The sequence below is a fragment of the Serratia sp. CoH_134_PS_4 genome, assembly GCF_058190535.1.
Window position 1 is genome coordinate 91,350 of record NZ_JBXWKI010000005.1, and the last position, 14,604, is coordinate 105,953.

Sequence of the window (14,604 nt, forward strand, 5' to 3'; positions counted from 1 at the left end):
GGCGAGAAAGCCTACGGCAGCGCGCTGCGGCAGGCGGCCCCGGTAGGATTAGCGTGGTTCAATCATCGCCAACGCTTCGGCAAGGATTTTATCGCCACGCATCATGCCGTAATCCATGCTGTTTATAACCGCAATGGGTTTATTTTCCCTGTCGGCGATCTTTTTAAAGTCGGCCAATTTATATTTAATCTGCGGACCAAGCAGGCAGCACTGGTAATTTTCCAATGTTGCTTCAAATTCATCTATACCGACGGCGATAATATCAACCTCAATACCCTGCTGTTCGGCAGACTTTTTCATTTTATTCACCACCATGCTGGTCGACATCCCGGCTGCGCAGCATAAGAATATTTTTTTCATCCGTTCTCCTGGGGTCAATAGGTGCAAATGATTCAGTTGAGGAATGAGTATGGTTTCAAAAATGAAAAAACAGCAACCGGTTTCAGTAACCGGTTACAGTGTTTGAACAGGTTCTGTGAAGGAGATCCAAAATTGCTGCCGATACCTCATTCATCCTGTCGAAAGCGCCCGATCCCCCTGTTTTTTACTAAAGATCTTTCCGGCAGCTGACGTTATGATGGCGGCACCCGGCCCCGTCCGCCGGCCCAATACCGTTAAAAATAGATAACGCACGGAGCACAATGAAATCTTCCCTATCACAGTGGTCACGCCTGAGCATACTTTGCGTCATGCTGATCCTGGCCGGTTGTTCCAGCAAAAAGCCACGTACCAGCTACGATGCTCATGCTTTTGATGATGCGATCGAAGATGCTGCGGATAAATACAACGTCGATAAGAAGCTGATCACGGCAATGATCAAAGTAGAATCCAGCTTTAACCCAGCCGCAATCAGCCGATCCAATGCTATCGGTTTAATGCAGTTGAAAGCAGATACCGCGGGGTGCGATGCCTATCGCTACAAAGGTAAACGCGGTTGCCCGGACGATGACGATTTGCTGGATCCTGATACCAACATCGATCTTGGTGCAGCCTATCTGGCCGTCTTGCAAAAACAGCAGCTTAAAGGCATCAACAATCCCGTCACCCTGCGTTATGCCACCATTATCGCCTACGTCAACGGCACGGGCGCACTGTTACGGACGTTCTCCAGTAACCGTCAGCAAGCCATTTCGATGATTAATAATCTGTCGCCAGAAGCCTTTAACTGGCATGTGCGTAAGTATCATCCAGCCCCGCAGGCACCGCGCCATTTGATGAAAGTGGAAGCCGCCTACGATCAATTGTGATTTTCAGACGTAAAGAGAAAATCTTGGGGTGAATGCCGATCGGTTAAGGTGTTTTTAGCAAGTTCAGCGTTCTTTTCGGTCGATAAACGCGCAAAGCACCATGAGGCTCTTGCGCCTCGACCGAGCAAGGGGCCGTAAGCGCGGCCCCTTGCAACCCGCGCTCTTGCCCACTCAGACGGTTGGCTACGTCAACGGCTCTCACTTCATCACGCCGCATCACGGCCGGTGATGACAGGCGTCCCTGCCTGTCTCGCCTGAAACCGCCGTCCATGGCGGTTTCGCCTATGCGTTGTTCTTGCGTTCGACGTCTTCAGGGCGCCCAACCGCGTGCTCATCTCATCATTTCCACTGTATTTCATCGCGCAACGTCAAACTGAGGCACAGGATGCTCAGTGGCTACCAATGTGGGTGGGGTAAAGGGGCCACGCCTTCGGCCCCTCCAATTGCCGTTCATTGTGGCTACAGAGAAATAGAGGGTATTTACGGCAATCCTACCTGCACTGAACCTACAGAAACCGAATAAAAAAATGCCGACCAGCTTTAACTGATCGGCATTAAATCCAGGGACTGAAGCCAATATCTACCCGTTACGGCTTACCATTACGGATAGGCTTACGCGGTGGCTTATTGGTCGGCGTACGCTGACGGGTGATATCAGTATGCTTGGTCAGCGCCGGACGAGTATGGCGTTGCAGGCGCTTCGCTTCACGCTGTTCGTCGATGGTCGGTGCCGGCACCAGGCACTCGCGACGGCTGCCGATCAAGTGCTTCATGCCCATATCTTCCAGCGCGGTGCGGATCATCGCCCAGTTGGCTGGATCGTGATAACGCAACAACGCTTTGTGCAAGCGACGCTGACGATCGCCCTTAGGTATCACGACGTCTTCACTCTTATAACCCACGCGGCTCAACGGGTTTTTGCCGCTGTAATACATGGTGGTGGAGTTAGCCATCGGTGACGGATAGAAATTCTGCACCTGATCAAGGCGGAAACGGTTTTTCTTCAGCCACAGCGCCAAATTCACCATGTCCTCATCACGGGTGCCCGGATGTGAGGAGATGAAATACGGGATCAGGTACTGTTCTTTGCCTGCCAGCTTAGAATAATGGTCAAACAGCTGTTTAAACCGATCGTAGCTTCCCATGCCCGGCTTCATCATTTTAGACAATGGGCCTTCCTCGGTATGTTCCGGGGCAATCTTCAGGTACCCCCCCACGTGGTGGGTCGCCAGCTCTTTGATATAACGCGGATCTTCCACAGCCAGGTCATAACGTACGCCAGAGGCAATCAAGATCTTCTTGATGCCCTCCAGTGAGCGAGCACGGCGGTACAGTTTGATAGTCGGTTCGTGGTTGGTGTCCATGTAGGTGCAGATTTCCGGATACACGCACGAGGCGCGGCGGCAGGTCTGCTCAGCGCGCGGATTGGTGCAGCGCAGCATGTACATGTTTGCCGTCGGACCACCCAAATCGGAGATTACGCCAGTAAAGCCCGGCACTTTGTCACGAATTTCTTCGATTTCGCGAATAATGGAGTCTTCTGAACGGCTCTGGATGATGCGCCCTTCATGTTCGGTGATCGAACAGAATGAACAACCGCCGTAGCAGCCACGCATGATATTTACCGAGAAGCGGATCATGTCATAGGCTGGAATGGTTTCCTTGCCATAGGACGGATGCGGAATACGCTGGTACGGCAGGGCAAATACGCTGTCCATTTCCGGCGTAGTCAACGGGATCGCCGGTGGGTTAATCCACACGTAGCGATCGCCATGTGACTGCATCAGTGCACGCGCACAGCCCGGGTTGGTTTCGTGATGCAGAATACGCGAAGTGTGCGCATACAGCACCTTGTCGGCCTTCACTTTTTCAAAGGACGGCAGCAACACATAGGTTTTTTCCCACGGCTTGGGTTTGGCTGCGCGTACGGTCACCGGCTTGGCTTCCGGCTCCGGCTTGCCACCGTCTGCGCACGGCAGATCGTCACCGTAAGGATTTGGAATTGGCTCAATGCGGCCCGGCTTGTCCAGACGGGTAGAGTCCACACCGGTCCAACCCGGCAACGCACCTTTGCGCATCACCGCCGTATTGCGGATATCGTGGATCTCGCTGATTTTCTCGCCCGCAGCCAGACGGTGTGCCACTTCCACTAACGGGCGCTCGCCGTTACCGTAAATCAGCATGTCAGCTTTAGAGTCCACCAGCACCGAACGACGCACGGTATCCGACCAGTAATCGTAGTGAGCGATGCGACGCAGGCTGGCTTCGATGCCGCCCAGCACGATCGGCACGTCTTTATAAGCTTCTTTGCAGCGTTGGCTGTAAACCAGCGTCGCACGATCCGGGCGTTTACCGCCCACGTTGCCGGCGGTATAGGCATCATCGTGGCGCAGTTTACGGTCGGCGGTATAACGGTTGATCATCGAATCCATGTTACCGGCAGTGATGCCGAAGAACAGGTTCGGTTTACCCAGGCGCATAAAGTCTTCTTTATTGCTCCAGTCCGGCTGGGCAATGATGCCAACGCGGAAGCCCTGCGCTTCCAGCATGCGGCCGATGATTGCCATACCAAAGCTTGGGTGATCGACATAAGCATCACCGCTGATAATGATCACGTCACAGCTATCCCAGCCCAGTTGATCCATCTCTTCGCGCGACATGGGTAAAAATGGCGCAGTGCCATAACATTCGGCCCAATAAGGCTTATAGGAAAATAATTCACGATCGGGTTGGATTAGGCTGGTGGTGCTCATTCTCGTGCTCTTTTACAGGTTAATTAATCGCCGGGCGGCGATTATACGCACTAGTAGCAAAAAGAGCATGGTTATTTCACACATTAGTCACATCACAACGGGCTTGCCTCTCGACTCTGCACGCCTGCGCCGTCATCATAGCGCATTCTGTTCGGCCCACCGGTCGGCAGCGGAGGACATGAATGAATGAGTTTTTAGCAGTAAAGCCGGTCCTGGTTCTGGGCAGTGCGATCGGTGAAGTGACGCTCACGCAGGAACGGAAGATTGGCGGCAGTGCGTTTAACATTGCGCGAGCACTGATGCATTTGCAGGTGCCGGTGATCAACGGCATGCCAGTCGGCAACGGTGACTGGGGGGCCGCGATTGAAGCAGAAATGGAGCAGATGGGCCTGCCGGTGCTGCTGCGCCACGGCCAAATGGACAATGGCCAGTGCCTGATACAGGCGTCGTCCAACGGAGAGTCGGTTCTTGTTATCGAGCCCGGCTGCGAAACCCAGTGGAATAAAGCCCAGCTGTCCACCCTCCCGTTGACTGAAGACACCCTGATCTACATCAGCGGTGAGCAATTGGTTGGGGACAACGGTGAAGCATTGCGCGATTGGCTGACGCGCCTCCCCTTCGACCAGCGCCGTCTTATCGTTCCGGGTTCCTATGTCGGCCAACTCGATGAAGATTTCTTCGCCATGCTCAGCGACAGCCACAGCCTGCTGATGTTGAACCGTAGCGAAACGACCACATTGTGCGGTACAGGTGATGTACTTGCCGCTGCCCGAGGGTTCGCCAGCGCTCATAACCTGACGCTGATTTGCCAATTGGACCGCGATGGTATCTGGCTTTGTGATGGCGACGCCCCACCGCTGCAAATTGCCGGCGGTTCGGTTGAAGACGCCAGCCCAAGCGACGCTCGTTGCGTCGGTCTGTTGGCTGGGCTGTCGGCCGGTTGGCCCGTGCCACAGGCCGTCGATCTGGCCAACCGTGTCGCTGCTGAATGGGGAGCAAATCAGGGCCCTGCCGAGGTGCAGAGCAGGCAACAATGCTTTCCTCACGTTTGAATCAAAATGGGCGCATCCAGGCGCCCGTTTCATTTTTAATGTGCCCGTTGTACCGGCCCCGCATGCTCCTCGGGCCGATGCTGATAATTAAAGGTCAGCGCAAAAACGATGCCCAAGACCAACGTATACAACGCGAAGATCAACCAGATACTCTGCCAATCTTTTATGCCGTTGCTAGTGAAGTAATCCACGACTTCGCCGCTGGCAATCGCCCCCACATAGGCCCCGATCCCGTTAACCATGGTCATAAACAGCCCCTGAGCACTGGCGCGGATACGATGGTCCGCCTCTTTCTCAACAAAAATAGCCCCCGAAATATTAAAGAAATCAAAGGCACAGCCGTACACGATCATCGACAGCAGCAGTAAGACAAAACCGAAACCGGCTGGGGTGCCATACGCCAAAAACAAGAAGCGCAGCGTCCAGGCCGCCATACTGATCAGCATCACCTGTTTAATGCCGTATCGGCGCAGGAAGAACGGGATTGTGAGGATGAAGAACACCTCGGAGATTTGTGACAACGACAACAGCACCGCCGGGTATCTGACGCTTATGCTGTCTTGATACAGCGGATTGCTCGCAAAATCGTGCAAGAAGGGATTACCGAAGGTGTTAGTCACCTGCAGCGCAGCGCCCAGCAGCATGGCAAACAGGAAAAATAACGCCATGCGTCTCTGACGGAATAGCACCAGAGCGTCCAGCCCCAACACGCTGAGCACACTTTTTGATGTTTCCACCCTGCTGGTCGGACAGTTCGGTAACGTCAGCGAATAGAAAGCCAACAGTAGCGATACCCCAGAGGCCAAATACAGTTGCATATTGCTGAGTTCAATCTTGCTAAAACCGACCAACCACATCGCGACAATAAAACCGACGGTGCCATAGACCCGTACCGGCGGAAAATCTTTCACCGTGTCGTAACCCTGTTTCTCCAGGCAGAAATAGGAGATGGCATTGGAAAGCGAAATCGTGGGCATATACACCATGGCATTGAACAGCATGACCCAGAACATCACCATGGGCTGATCAACCTGCGCCGCGCAGTAAAGTGCTCCTGCACCGAGCAAATGGCACAATGCATACAGGTAGTTGGCTTTGATCCAACGATCGGCCAGGATGCCCGCCAATCCTGGCATAATCAGCGCTGCGATCCCCTTCGCGCTGTAAACCATGCCCACCTGCAGCCCACTGAAATGCAGGGTGTTAATCATGTAAGATCCCAGCGTGACCAGCCAGGCTCCCCAAATAAAGAACTGCAGAAAAACCATCGCCTTCAGTCGCGTTTTTATAGCCATCACCATCACCTTATTATTTTGATTAAAACGATGATTTGCACGGCAAGGCCCCTGTGCCCTGCCGCGAAGGGACTAGAGCATTACAGCGTTTTGAAGAACTCACGGATCAGGCGCATAAAATCCTCTGCCGCCAGTGCAGCGCAGCTCAGGGTTTGCTCATGAGACAACGGCGTGTCGGACAACCCTTCGGCGTAGTTGGTCATCGCGGACACCACCAACACCTTCAGCCCGCAATGGCGTGCAGAAAGCACTTCCGGCACGATAGACATACCCACCACATCACACCCCAGCGTTTGCATCATGCGGATTTCCGCTGGGGTTTCGAAGTTAGGCCCGGTGTAAGCGGCAAAGACCCCTTCTGCCAGCGGGATACCCACGCGTTCAGCCACCTGAGCCAGTTGGCTGCGCAGTTCGGGATCGTAAGCGTTCGCCAGGCTAAAGAAGCGCGGGCCGAAACGCTCATCATTGTCACCGACCAATGGCGATTCAGGCATGAAGTTGATGTGATCGGTAAGCGCCACCAGGCTGCCCGGCGGTACCGATTGACGCAACGAACCGGCGGCGTTGGTCGCCAGCAAGAATTCGCAACCGAGCAATTTGAAAGTGCGCACGGCAGTGGTCATCACCTGCATGCCGCGGCCTTCGTAGTAGTGTCCGCGCCCTTTCATGCACAAGACTGGTACGCCCTCCAGCCAACCGGCAACCAGTTGCCCAGCATGGCCCACTACACTGCTTACCGGGAACCCCGGCAGCTCAGCGTAGTCGATGGTCACCGTGTCGGTCATGACCTCTGCCAAAGCACCCAGCCCCGAGCCCAGTATCAGCGCCGCTCGCGGTTGGAAACCCGGCAAGCGGGTGCGGATTACATCAGCACAGGAAAAAGCATCTTCTTGATTAAACATTGTATTCTCTTCTGTGAGGGGGGTAGTCACCCCATAGTAGAGAGCGATGTCCAACGGCGACCAATACATTATTGGCAGCCTATTTATTCCATTTACCTATAAATTGGCAGTCACAGGAGGCCATCATCAGCATGAAGCAGCCCCAGCAAATGCCCGATCCGAGCCGGATTAATTTCCGCCTGCTGCACTATTTCCGCGTCGTGGCAGAGGAGATGAACTTCACTCAGGCGGCACTCCGGCTAAATATTTCGCAGCCGCCGCTTAGCAAACACATCAAAGATCTGGAGAGCCAGCTGGGCGTCGCATTATTCAAACGCACCACACGCTCAATGGCGCTGACACTGGCTGGCCGAACGCTGTTTCGCAACGTGGAAATGTTGTTGGATCAAGCCGGGCATGCGCTGAATCAGGTTCAGCAGTTGGGCCGCGGCGAGGCGGGCCACATGGTCGTTGGCATGGTCGGTACCTCGATATGGGGCGGGTTGATACCGGCACTCAAGCGCTTTGCCGGGCAAACGGCCAATGTCACCTGGGCTTTAAACGAACTGACGCCCAGCCAACAGATCACGGCATTGCAAAAGCGTCATATCGATATTGGCGTCTGGCGGGAAGCCAGAGAACAAGTATTACCGGGGTTGGCGAGTCAATTACTGGCGCGGGAGAATATTGCGGTGGTGCTGCCACTGGAACACCCACTGGCGCACGCAGAAAGCCTCCCGCTTGCAGCGCTGAGGCATGAAAAGTTCATGGTATTGCCGCCACACGAGGCCAGCCTGGGCTTGTACCTGCATAACCTCTGCCTGCAGCAAGGGTTCAAACCCGATATCGCCTATCAGGTCAACGAACCGCAAACCCTGATGGCGCTGGTGGCCGAAGGTTACGGCATCACACTGCTGCCGGACAGCTATGGGCGCATTCCGTGGCCTGGCGTGCGTTTTTGCCCGCTACAGCAGGCGCCATCGGCAGATTTGTATGCCATTTATCATGCAGACAGCGCAACGCCGGTCGTACAGGCATTTCTGGACATGCTGCGTGCGGGTACGCAAGAGGAGTCCACACAACATGCTTAAAGTGCCGGCTGCACCATAAACTGACCTGCGCTACCGCGATCCGCCATTTCAAGCGTCTGGCTGTAGAAAAGGAACGGGAAGTGCTCCGAAGTGGACTGATTGAAATACACCAGCAGCTCGACGTCGCCATCGACCCATACCGTGTCCTTCCAGCCGCGATCTTCTGCCATCGGCTGCGCGCCGTTGACGCGTTTCACCAGGAACTGTACGCCCTGAATATGGAACGCCTGCGGCGTATCCGCATGGATATTCCAGCGTTCCCAGCTGCCTTGTTGCGTTTGAACATCAATGCGGTTCATGTCCCAGATCGCCCCGTTGATCCCAGCCTGGCTGTCGCCCAAGCGGAATTCGCGGGTACGGCTGACGCTACCATCCAGCAGTTGATCCGCCAGCAGGCGCATTGGCAAATTATCGGTCACCAGTGGCAATAACCCTGTCGGTTTCAACGTCAACACCTGGGTTGAAACCAGAATACTCGACGGCTCAAACAGCCCGCGCAGACGATCCATAATACCCGCTGCTTCACCGGCGGTGATTGTCACCTCATCGCCTTTAGACATGTCGATAAGCACTTCACGGCGCTCACCGGGTGCCAACGAAAGCTGTTGTACCGCAACCGGCGCAGGCAGGAAACCCTGATCGCTGGCGATAACGTTCAGTGGCCGGCCATCACTCAATTGCAGCATGTAGCGACGCGAATTGGAGGCATTGAGCAGACGCAAACGCACCCAACCACGTGATACTTCAACGTACGGGTTTTGCACACCGTTCACCAACAGCGTATCGCCAACAAAACCGCCCTGTGACGGCGGATCGTATTCCGGCGTACCGAAGTTATCTAATCGCTTGTCTTGAATAATCAGCGGGAAATCATCAACGCCATAATGATTTGGCAGCGGCAACGCCTTGCTGACTTCATCTTCAATCAGCCACAGCCCTGCCAAACCGTTGTAGACGTGAGGTGCCATACGGTTAGGCGTGCTGGCGTGATACCAGCAGGTGGTTGCGTTCTGGCGGATAGGCAGCACAGGTGACCAGTCAACGTTAGGCGACATCATGCGGGGGGCACCGCCCACCAGCGTCCCCGGTACCTGCAGACCGCTGATGGTCATCGCCACCGGCTCTGGCAGACGGTTGCTGTAGATCAGCTTTACGTCATCACCGTTATAAACCCGCACTGTCGGCCCAAGATACATGCCGTTAATCCCCCACACCGAGGCTTTACGGTTATCCATAAATGCCCAATGGGCACGCTGCAGCGTTAAAAACAGCGGCTGTCCACGACGGGATTCAAGCAGGGGGGGAATAGGTAACGGGGTCTGCATTCCGCTCGCCTCAGCCCTCAGCGGCACGGATCCTGCGCACAGCGCCAAGCCCGATGCCTGAATAAACTGACGTCGACTGAGTGACATATTTTCTCCATGAAAAACAATAACTACACCCAAAATACTCGGCGTTCCATCAAGGCAGTAAGAGCGAGAATCCCCAAGAGCCTACGCAAGTCAGTGGCTGAGGTAAGCGCGCGTCGCCAACACAGATGCAACGTTTACTATAACGGGTATAAACCGTGTGCAAAGACCGGGCCCCTGACCATCAGATTAGCAGGAGCCCGGGCGTTAACGGCATTTGACGCCGTTTAAAAGTTCATTCTTTGAAGCCGGTAGGAATATTATTTTCCGGCTGCGTTGCGCTGGGCCACTTCTGCATCCAGCTCGGCAATTTTCGCCAGCATCAGCGCATGGCAATGGGCCGCCAACTCACGCACATTTTCTTTACTGTAATGACTAATATCGACCGGTTCTAACATTTCGACGATCGCATGGCCATTATTCCAACGGTTAAGATTAATTTTACCGCTGGTCGTGGAAACGCAAATCGGCACAATTGGCACCCCAGCGGCAATCGCCGCGTGGAATGCGCCCGTTTTAAACGGCATCAGCCCGCGCCCGCGGCTACGGGTGCCCTCAGGAAACATCCAGATCGAAATATCGCGTTTTTTAAACTGTTCGGCTACCTGTGCAATAGTGCCATGTGCTTTGGCACGATTATCACGGTCAATCAGCAAGTTACCCGTCAGCCAATACAATGGGCCGAAGAAAGGAACCCACAGCAGGCTTTTTTTGCCAACGGTCACGGTGCGCGGCTGCACCGCCTTGGCGGCCGTCACCATGTCGTAGTTATTCTGGTGGTTGGCGATGTAAATGCAGTTGCCGTTTTTGGCCGCATCGGCCGGCACGCGAACTTCCACCTTCAAACCGAATAACCCGGACAGGCGGCCAAACAGGTGACCGAAGGTCGCCACATGGCGGGGATCACGCGGGCTGAACAAACAATAAATAGAACCGAAGATGCACACCAAAATACAATACAGAGTGGCAAGAATGGCACGCAAAATTAATAACATAACAACCTCATTAGCACACTGCCGACGCAGCCTGATGCGCTGCGTAGATCCCTTTTTCCCTTCATACTTGAAGCTGCATCTGTGTTGGCTGCGTCCGCGCACCCCAGTCACTTAGTTTACTAAGCTCCCAGGGATTTACGGCCTTGCCGCCTTGATGCAACTCCAATTATTTTGGGTAAACTCATTCTTTGATTGCAGGGGCTGAAAACCTGCCCTGCATTTTTTTGCTATTTTCCCGCCAGCCGGCGATACGCACAATAATTTTATGCAGAGAAATGTTAACTATTTGAAAATAATTGCCGATGGTGGGAAATCAAGCGGGCGCAGCATGCTGCGCCCGCTTTGTTATCCTGCTGCAGTGAGCTTACTCTTCGCTGTCACCTGTAGGGGCGCGCGCCGGTGCGTCAATCTCTACGCGATCGATTCGCTGCAGCCCGCGTGGCAGTGAGGTACCTTTACGGCCGCGCTCCGCACGGAATTTCTGCAAATCTTCCGGACGCAACGTCAGCTTACGTTTGCCCACATGCAGAGTCACAGAGGTTTGCGGCGGCAGCACGAACAACCACGCTAACTTGTCTTCACCCGATGCGGCCTGCGCTGATGGGATAGAGACAATCTTGTTGCCCTTGCCCTTCGACAACTGCGGCAGATCTGCAACCGGGAACAATAACATGCGCCCTGCCGCGGTGATCGACAACAGCATGTCGTCGTTACCGTGAATCTCCATCGGTGCCAGCGCCTTGGCGTTATCCGGCAGGGTAATCATCGCTTTGCCGGCACGGTTACGCGCCACCAAATCGTTGAAGGTACAGACGAAGCCATAGCCGGCATCGGACGCCATCAGCAGCTTCTGATCGTCTGCCGCCATCAGCACTTGCTCAATGGTCGCACCCGGCGGTGGCGTCAGCTTACCGGTCAATGGCTCGCCCTGACCACGTGCCGAAGGCAACGTCAGCGGATCAAGCGCGTAACTGCGGCCTGTGGAGTCGATAAACACGACCGGCTGGTTGGTCTTGCCGCGGGCCGCACTGCGGTAGCTGTCACCGGCCTTGTAGCTCAGACCACTTGGATCGATATCATGGCCCTTGGCACTACGCACCCAGCCCATTTCAGACAGCACGATGGTCACCGGCTCAGACGGCACGAAGTCATGCTCGCTCATCGCCTTGGCTTCTGCACGCTCGGTAATCGGCGAACGACGATCGTCGCCATAAGCCTGCGCATCTGCCTGGATCTCTTTTTTGATCAGAGTATTCAGCTTGCGCTCGGAGGCCAGTAACGCCTGCAGTTGATCGCGCTCTTTCGCTAACTCATCCTGCTCACCACGGATCTTGAACTCTTCCAACTTCGCCAAGTGACGCAGTTTCAGTTCAAGAATAGCTTCTGCCTGCGTATCAGAAATGCCAAAACGCTGCATCAGCACCGGCTTGGGTTCGTCCTCACTGCGGATGATGTGGATCACTTCATCGATATTGAGGAACGCCACCAGCAAACCTTCCAGGATATGCAGGCGTTTCAGGACTTTTTCCAGACGGTAGTTCAAGCGGCGGCGCACTGTGTCACGGCGGAATGCCAGCCATTCGGTCAGGATTTCCACCAGCCCTTTAACTTGCGGTCGGTTGTCCAGGCCGATCATATTCATGTTGATTCGGTAGCTTCGCTCCAGATCGGTCGTGGCAAACAGGTGATTCATCACCTGCTCCAGATCGATACGGTTGGAGCGCGGCACAATCACCAACCGCGTTGGGTTTTCATGATCGGATTCGTCACGCAGGTCTTCAACCATTGGCAGCTTTTTGGCGCGCATTTGGCTGGCGATCTGTTCCAATACCTTGGCACCGGAAACCTGGTGCGGCAACGCGGTGATCACCGCACTGCCGTCTTCTTTCTTCCAAACGGCGCGCATGCGAACTGAACCGCGGCCATTTTGATAAATTTTGCGGATTTCGTCGCGCGGCGTAATGATCTCGGCTTCCGTTGGGAAGTCCGGCCCCTGTACGAACTCGAGCAAGTCTTCAAGCGAAGCACCCGGCTTGTCGATCAATGCCACCGCGGCGGCGGCCACTTCACGCACGTTATGCGGTGGAATATCGGTCGCCATACCGACGGCAATGCCGGTAGTGCCGTTCAGCAGAATGTTGGGCAGGCGAGCCGGTAACATCTTCGGCTCCTGCATGGTGCCGTCAAAGTTCGGTACCCAGTCAACGGTACCTTGACCCAATTCGGCCAACAACACTTCCGCATACTTGGACAGGCGGGATTCGGTATAACGCATCGCGGCGAAGGATTTCGGGTCATCCGGTGCACCCCAGTTCCCTTGGCCGTCGACCAGCGGATAGCGATAAGAGAACGGCTGGGCCATCAATACCATCGCCTCATAACAGGCGCTGTCGCCATGCGGATGGTATTTACCCAGCACGTCCCCCACGGTACGGGCAGACTTTTTGAATTTGGCGCTGTTATTCAGCCCCAGCTCAGACATGGCGTAGATGATGCGGCGTTGTACCGGCTTCAAACCGTCACCAATGTACGGCAACGCCCGATCCATGATGACGTACATGGAATAGTTCAGATAGGCGTTTTCAGTAAACGTGTGCAGCGGTAAACGCTCTACACCGTCATGAGTCAGATCACTCATTACTCAATTATCCTCAGACCGTGGCTTGGCAATCCCTGGACGACAAAGGGTTGATTCTGTCCGCGATAGTAACTCATCAGCGGGGTGGCTGTCACAGATGGCGCAGCAATCGTCCGGTAAAGCCTGCTCATCCGCTCGTTTTATTCGAAATCCCGTCATTTGACGCGCATTTGTTGACTCAGAGTCAACACTGTTGTGCGCTGGATCCCATTTTTACTTACACGGCTAACAATTACACTCCCTATCAGCGAAAGGTTTCCCGCCCCTCTGGCGCGGAAAGCATCACATATTTTCATTCTGACAGGTGCCGTGAAAAATGAGCAATATCCTGATTATCAATGCTAAAAAACAGTTTGGTCATTCTAATGGCGAACTCAACCAGACCATGAGCGACGTTGCGGAAAGCTTCCTTCGCGATGTACAACATGAGGTACAGGTCACCGTCGTCGATGAGGGTTACGACATCGACGCCGAAGTACAAAAATACCTGTGGGCAGACGTGGTGATTTACCAGATGCCGGGTTGGTGGATGGGCGAACCCTGGATCTTGAAAAAATATATCGATGAAGTGTTCACCGCCGGGCACGGTAGCCTGTACGCCAGCGACGGTCGCACCCGCTCCGATGCCAGCAAGAAATACGGCTCAGGCGGCCTGATCCAAGGCAAGAAATACATGCTGAGCCTGACCTGGAACGCGCCACTGGAAGCCTTTACCGACCCAGATCAGTTTTTCCATGGCGTCGGGGTCGACGGGGTGTACCTGCACTTCCATAAAGCCAATCAATTCCTGGGCATGGAAGCGCTGCCGACCTTCATCTGTAATGATGTGATTAAACAACCGGATATCGACAGCGACATCGCACGTTATCGCGCGCATCTGACAGAAATTTTTGCTTAACTGGCAGGATGCATGTCAATCAATGAGGTAGTGATGATCACCGTAATTGCAGAAATCAAGACCAAACCCGGCCACCGTGAAACCGTGCTGAAAGCGATTGAGAAACTGGTCCCCTTAGTGCTGGCGGAAGACGGTTGTAGCGAATATACGCCGATGGTAGACAGCCACACGCAGGCACCTTGGCAGAAGTTATCGCCAGATTCGGTGTTTATGCTGGAAAAGTGGGCCAGTCAGGCGCATCTGGAAAAACACCTGGATATCGCTCACATGCATCGCCATCGTGACACCATCAAAGACAGCGTGTTGGGCGTAACCATTCACGTGCTGGGTAACGCACTGTAAGCC

At 54.5% G+C, this 14,604-nt stretch carries 12 protein-coding genes; 5 read left to right on the plus strand and 7 right to left on the minus strand.

The window, feature by feature from the left end:
- Window positions 1-48 precede the first annotated feature (48 nt).
- Window positions 49-360 carry a PTS sugar transporter subunit IIB gene (locus AC2FCQ_RS10180; RefSeq protein ID WP_209637361.1) on the minus strand — a complete coding sequence of 104 codons (312 nt, stop codon included), beginning with the start codon at window positions 358-360 and terminating at the stop codon, window positions 49-51.
- 281 nt (window positions 361-641) lie between these two features.
- Here AC2FCQ_RS10180 and AC2FCQ_RS10185 point away from each other — a divergent pair, with 281 nt between their 5' ends.
- A complete protein-coding gene (locus AC2FCQ_RS10185) occupies window positions 642-1,247 on the plus strand; it encodes a transglycosylase SLT domain-containing protein (RefSeq protein WP_209637358.1) in 606 nt (201 codons plus the stop codon).
- 587 nt (window positions 1,248-1,834) lie between these two features.
- On the opposite strand, the gene AC2FCQ_RS10190 is transcribed toward AC2FCQ_RS10185, so the two are convergent.
- Window positions 1,835-4,000, minus strand: coding sequence for a YgiQ family radical SAM protein (locus AC2FCQ_RS10190; RefSeq protein WP_490307916.1), 2,166 nt, complete (start codon window positions 3,998-4,000; stop codon window positions 1,835-1,837).
- A gap of 182 nt (window positions 4,001-4,182) precedes the next feature.
- Between AC2FCQ_RS10190 and AC2FCQ_RS10195 the strand changes: the two genes are divergently transcribed.
- On the plus strand, window positions 4,183-5,052 hold the full coding sequence (locus AC2FCQ_RS10195; protein ID WP_490307915.1) for a PfkB family carbohydrate kinase: 870 nt from the start codon (window positions 4,183-4,185) through the stop codon (window positions 5,050-5,052).
- 35 nt (window positions 5,053-5,087) lie between these two features.
- Here AC2FCQ_RS10195 and AC2FCQ_RS10200 read toward each other — a convergent pair whose 3' ends face one another.
- Together AC2FCQ_RS10200 and xapA are read right to left on the minus strand one after the other, a co-directional pair.
- Complete coding sequence (locus AC2FCQ_RS10200) at window positions 5,088-6,347, minus strand: nucleoside permease (RefSeq protein ID WP_490307914.1); 1,260 nt, start codon at window positions 6,345-6,347, stop codon at window positions 5,088-5,090.
- Between the two features lie 80 nt (window positions 6,348-6,427).
- The gene (xapA, locus tag AC2FCQ_RS10205; protein ID WP_265555962.1) at window positions 6,428-7,249 is read right to left on the minus strand and encodes a xanthosine phosphorylase; all 822 of its coding nucleotides are present in this window, start codon (window positions 7,247-7,249) and stop codon (window positions 6,428-6,430) included.
- Window positions 7,250-7,380: 131 nt separating this feature from the next.
- Here xapA and AC2FCQ_RS10210 point away from each other — a divergent pair, with 131 nt between their 5' ends.
- Complete coding sequence (locus tag AC2FCQ_RS10210) at window positions 7,381-8,319, plus strand: LysR family transcriptional regulator (protein WP_490307913.1); 939 nt, start codon at window positions 7,381-7,383, stop codon at window positions 8,317-8,319.
- Here AC2FCQ_RS10210 and ftsP read toward each other — a convergent pair.
- The 3 genes from ftsP to parC all read right to left on the minus strand — a co-directional run bounded on the left by ftsP (window position 8,316) and on the right by parC (window position 13,361).
- Window positions 8,316-9,731 carry a cell division protein FtsP gene (gene ftsP / locus AC2FCQ_RS10215; protein WP_209637346.1) on the minus strand — a complete coding sequence of 472 codons (1,416 nt, stop codon included), beginning with the start codon at window positions 9,729-9,731 and terminating at the stop codon, window positions 8,316-8,318. The two genes, AC2FCQ_RS10210 and ftsP, sit on opposite strands and share 4 nt — an antisense overlap.
- Before the next feature lie 257 nt (window positions 9,732-9,988).
- Window positions 9,989-10,723, minus strand: coding sequence for a 1-acylglycerol-3-phosphate O-acyltransferase (locus tag AC2FCQ_RS10220; protein ID WP_209637344.1), 735 nt, complete (start codon window positions 10,721-10,723; stop codon window positions 9,989-9,991).
- 364 nt (window positions 10,724-11,087) lie between these two features.
- On the minus strand, window positions 11,088-13,361 hold the full coding sequence (gene parC / locus AC2FCQ_RS10225) for a DNA topoisomerase IV subunit A (protein WP_209637342.1): 2,274 nt from the start codon (window positions 13,359-13,361) through the stop codon (window positions 11,088-11,090).
- Window positions 13,362-13,677: 316 nt separating this feature from the next.
- Between parC and AC2FCQ_RS10230 the strand changes: the two genes are divergently transcribed.
- Entirely contained in the window at window positions 13,678-14,259 is a 582-nt protein-coding gene (locus AC2FCQ_RS10230; protein WP_209637340.1) for an NAD(P)H-dependent oxidoreductase, read from the plus strand.
- 33 nt (window positions 14,260-14,292) lie between these two features.
- A complete protein-coding gene (locus tag AC2FCQ_RS10235) occupies window positions 14,293-14,601 on the plus strand; it encodes a putative quinol monooxygenase (protein ID WP_209637631.1) in 309 nt (102 codons plus the stop codon).
- Window positions 14,602-14,604: the final 3 nt, after the last annotated feature.

Excerpts from the sequence above, each read along its gene's own strand:
- AC2FCQ_RS10180 (WP_209637361.1), bottom strand. The coding sequence starts at position 360 with ATGAAAAAAATATTCTTATGCTGCGCAGCCGGGATGTCGACCAGCATG.
- AC2FCQ_RS10185 (WP_209637358.1), top strand. The coding sequence starts at position 642 with ATGAAATCTTCCCTATCACAGTGGTCACGCCTGAGCATACTTTGCGTC.
- AC2FCQ_RS10190 (WP_490307916.1), bottom strand. The coding sequence starts at position 4,000 with ATGAGCACCACCAGCCTAATCCAACCCGATCGTGAATTATTTTCCTAT.
- AC2FCQ_RS10195 (WP_490307915.1), top strand. The coding sequence starts at position 4,183 with ATGAATGAGTTTTTAGCAGTAAAGCCGGTCCTGGTTCTGGGCAGTGCG.
- AC2FCQ_RS10200 (WP_490307914.1), bottom strand. The coding sequence starts at position 6,347 with ATGGCTATAAAAACGCGACTGAAGGCGATGGTTTTTCTGCAGTTCTTT.
- xapA (WP_265555962.1), bottom strand. The coding sequence starts at position 7,249 with ATGTTTAATCAAGAAGATGCTTTTTCCTGTGCTGATGTAATCCGCACC.
- AC2FCQ_RS10210 (WP_490307913.1), top strand. The coding sequence starts at position 7,381 with ATGAAGCAGCCCCAGCAAATGCCCGATCCGAGCCGGATTAATTTCCGC.
- ftsP (WP_209637346.1), bottom strand. The coding sequence starts at position 9,731 with ATGTCACTCAGTCGACGTCAGTTTATTCAGGCATCGGGCTTGGCGCTG.
- AC2FCQ_RS10220 (WP_209637344.1), bottom strand. The coding sequence starts at position 10,723 with ATGTTATTAATTTTGCGTGCCATTCTTGCCACTCTGTATTGTATTTTG.
- parC (WP_209637342.1), bottom strand. The coding sequence starts at position 13,361 with ATGAGTGATCTGACTCATGACGGTGTAGAGCGTTTACCGCTGCACACG.
- AC2FCQ_RS10230 (WP_209637340.1), top strand. The coding sequence starts at position 13,678 with ATGAGCAATATCCTGATTATCAATGCTAAAAAACAGTTTGGTCATTCT.
- AC2FCQ_RS10235 (WP_209637631.1), top strand. The coding sequence starts at position 14,293 with ATGATCACCGTAATTGCAGAAATCAAGACCAAACCCGGCCACCGTGAA.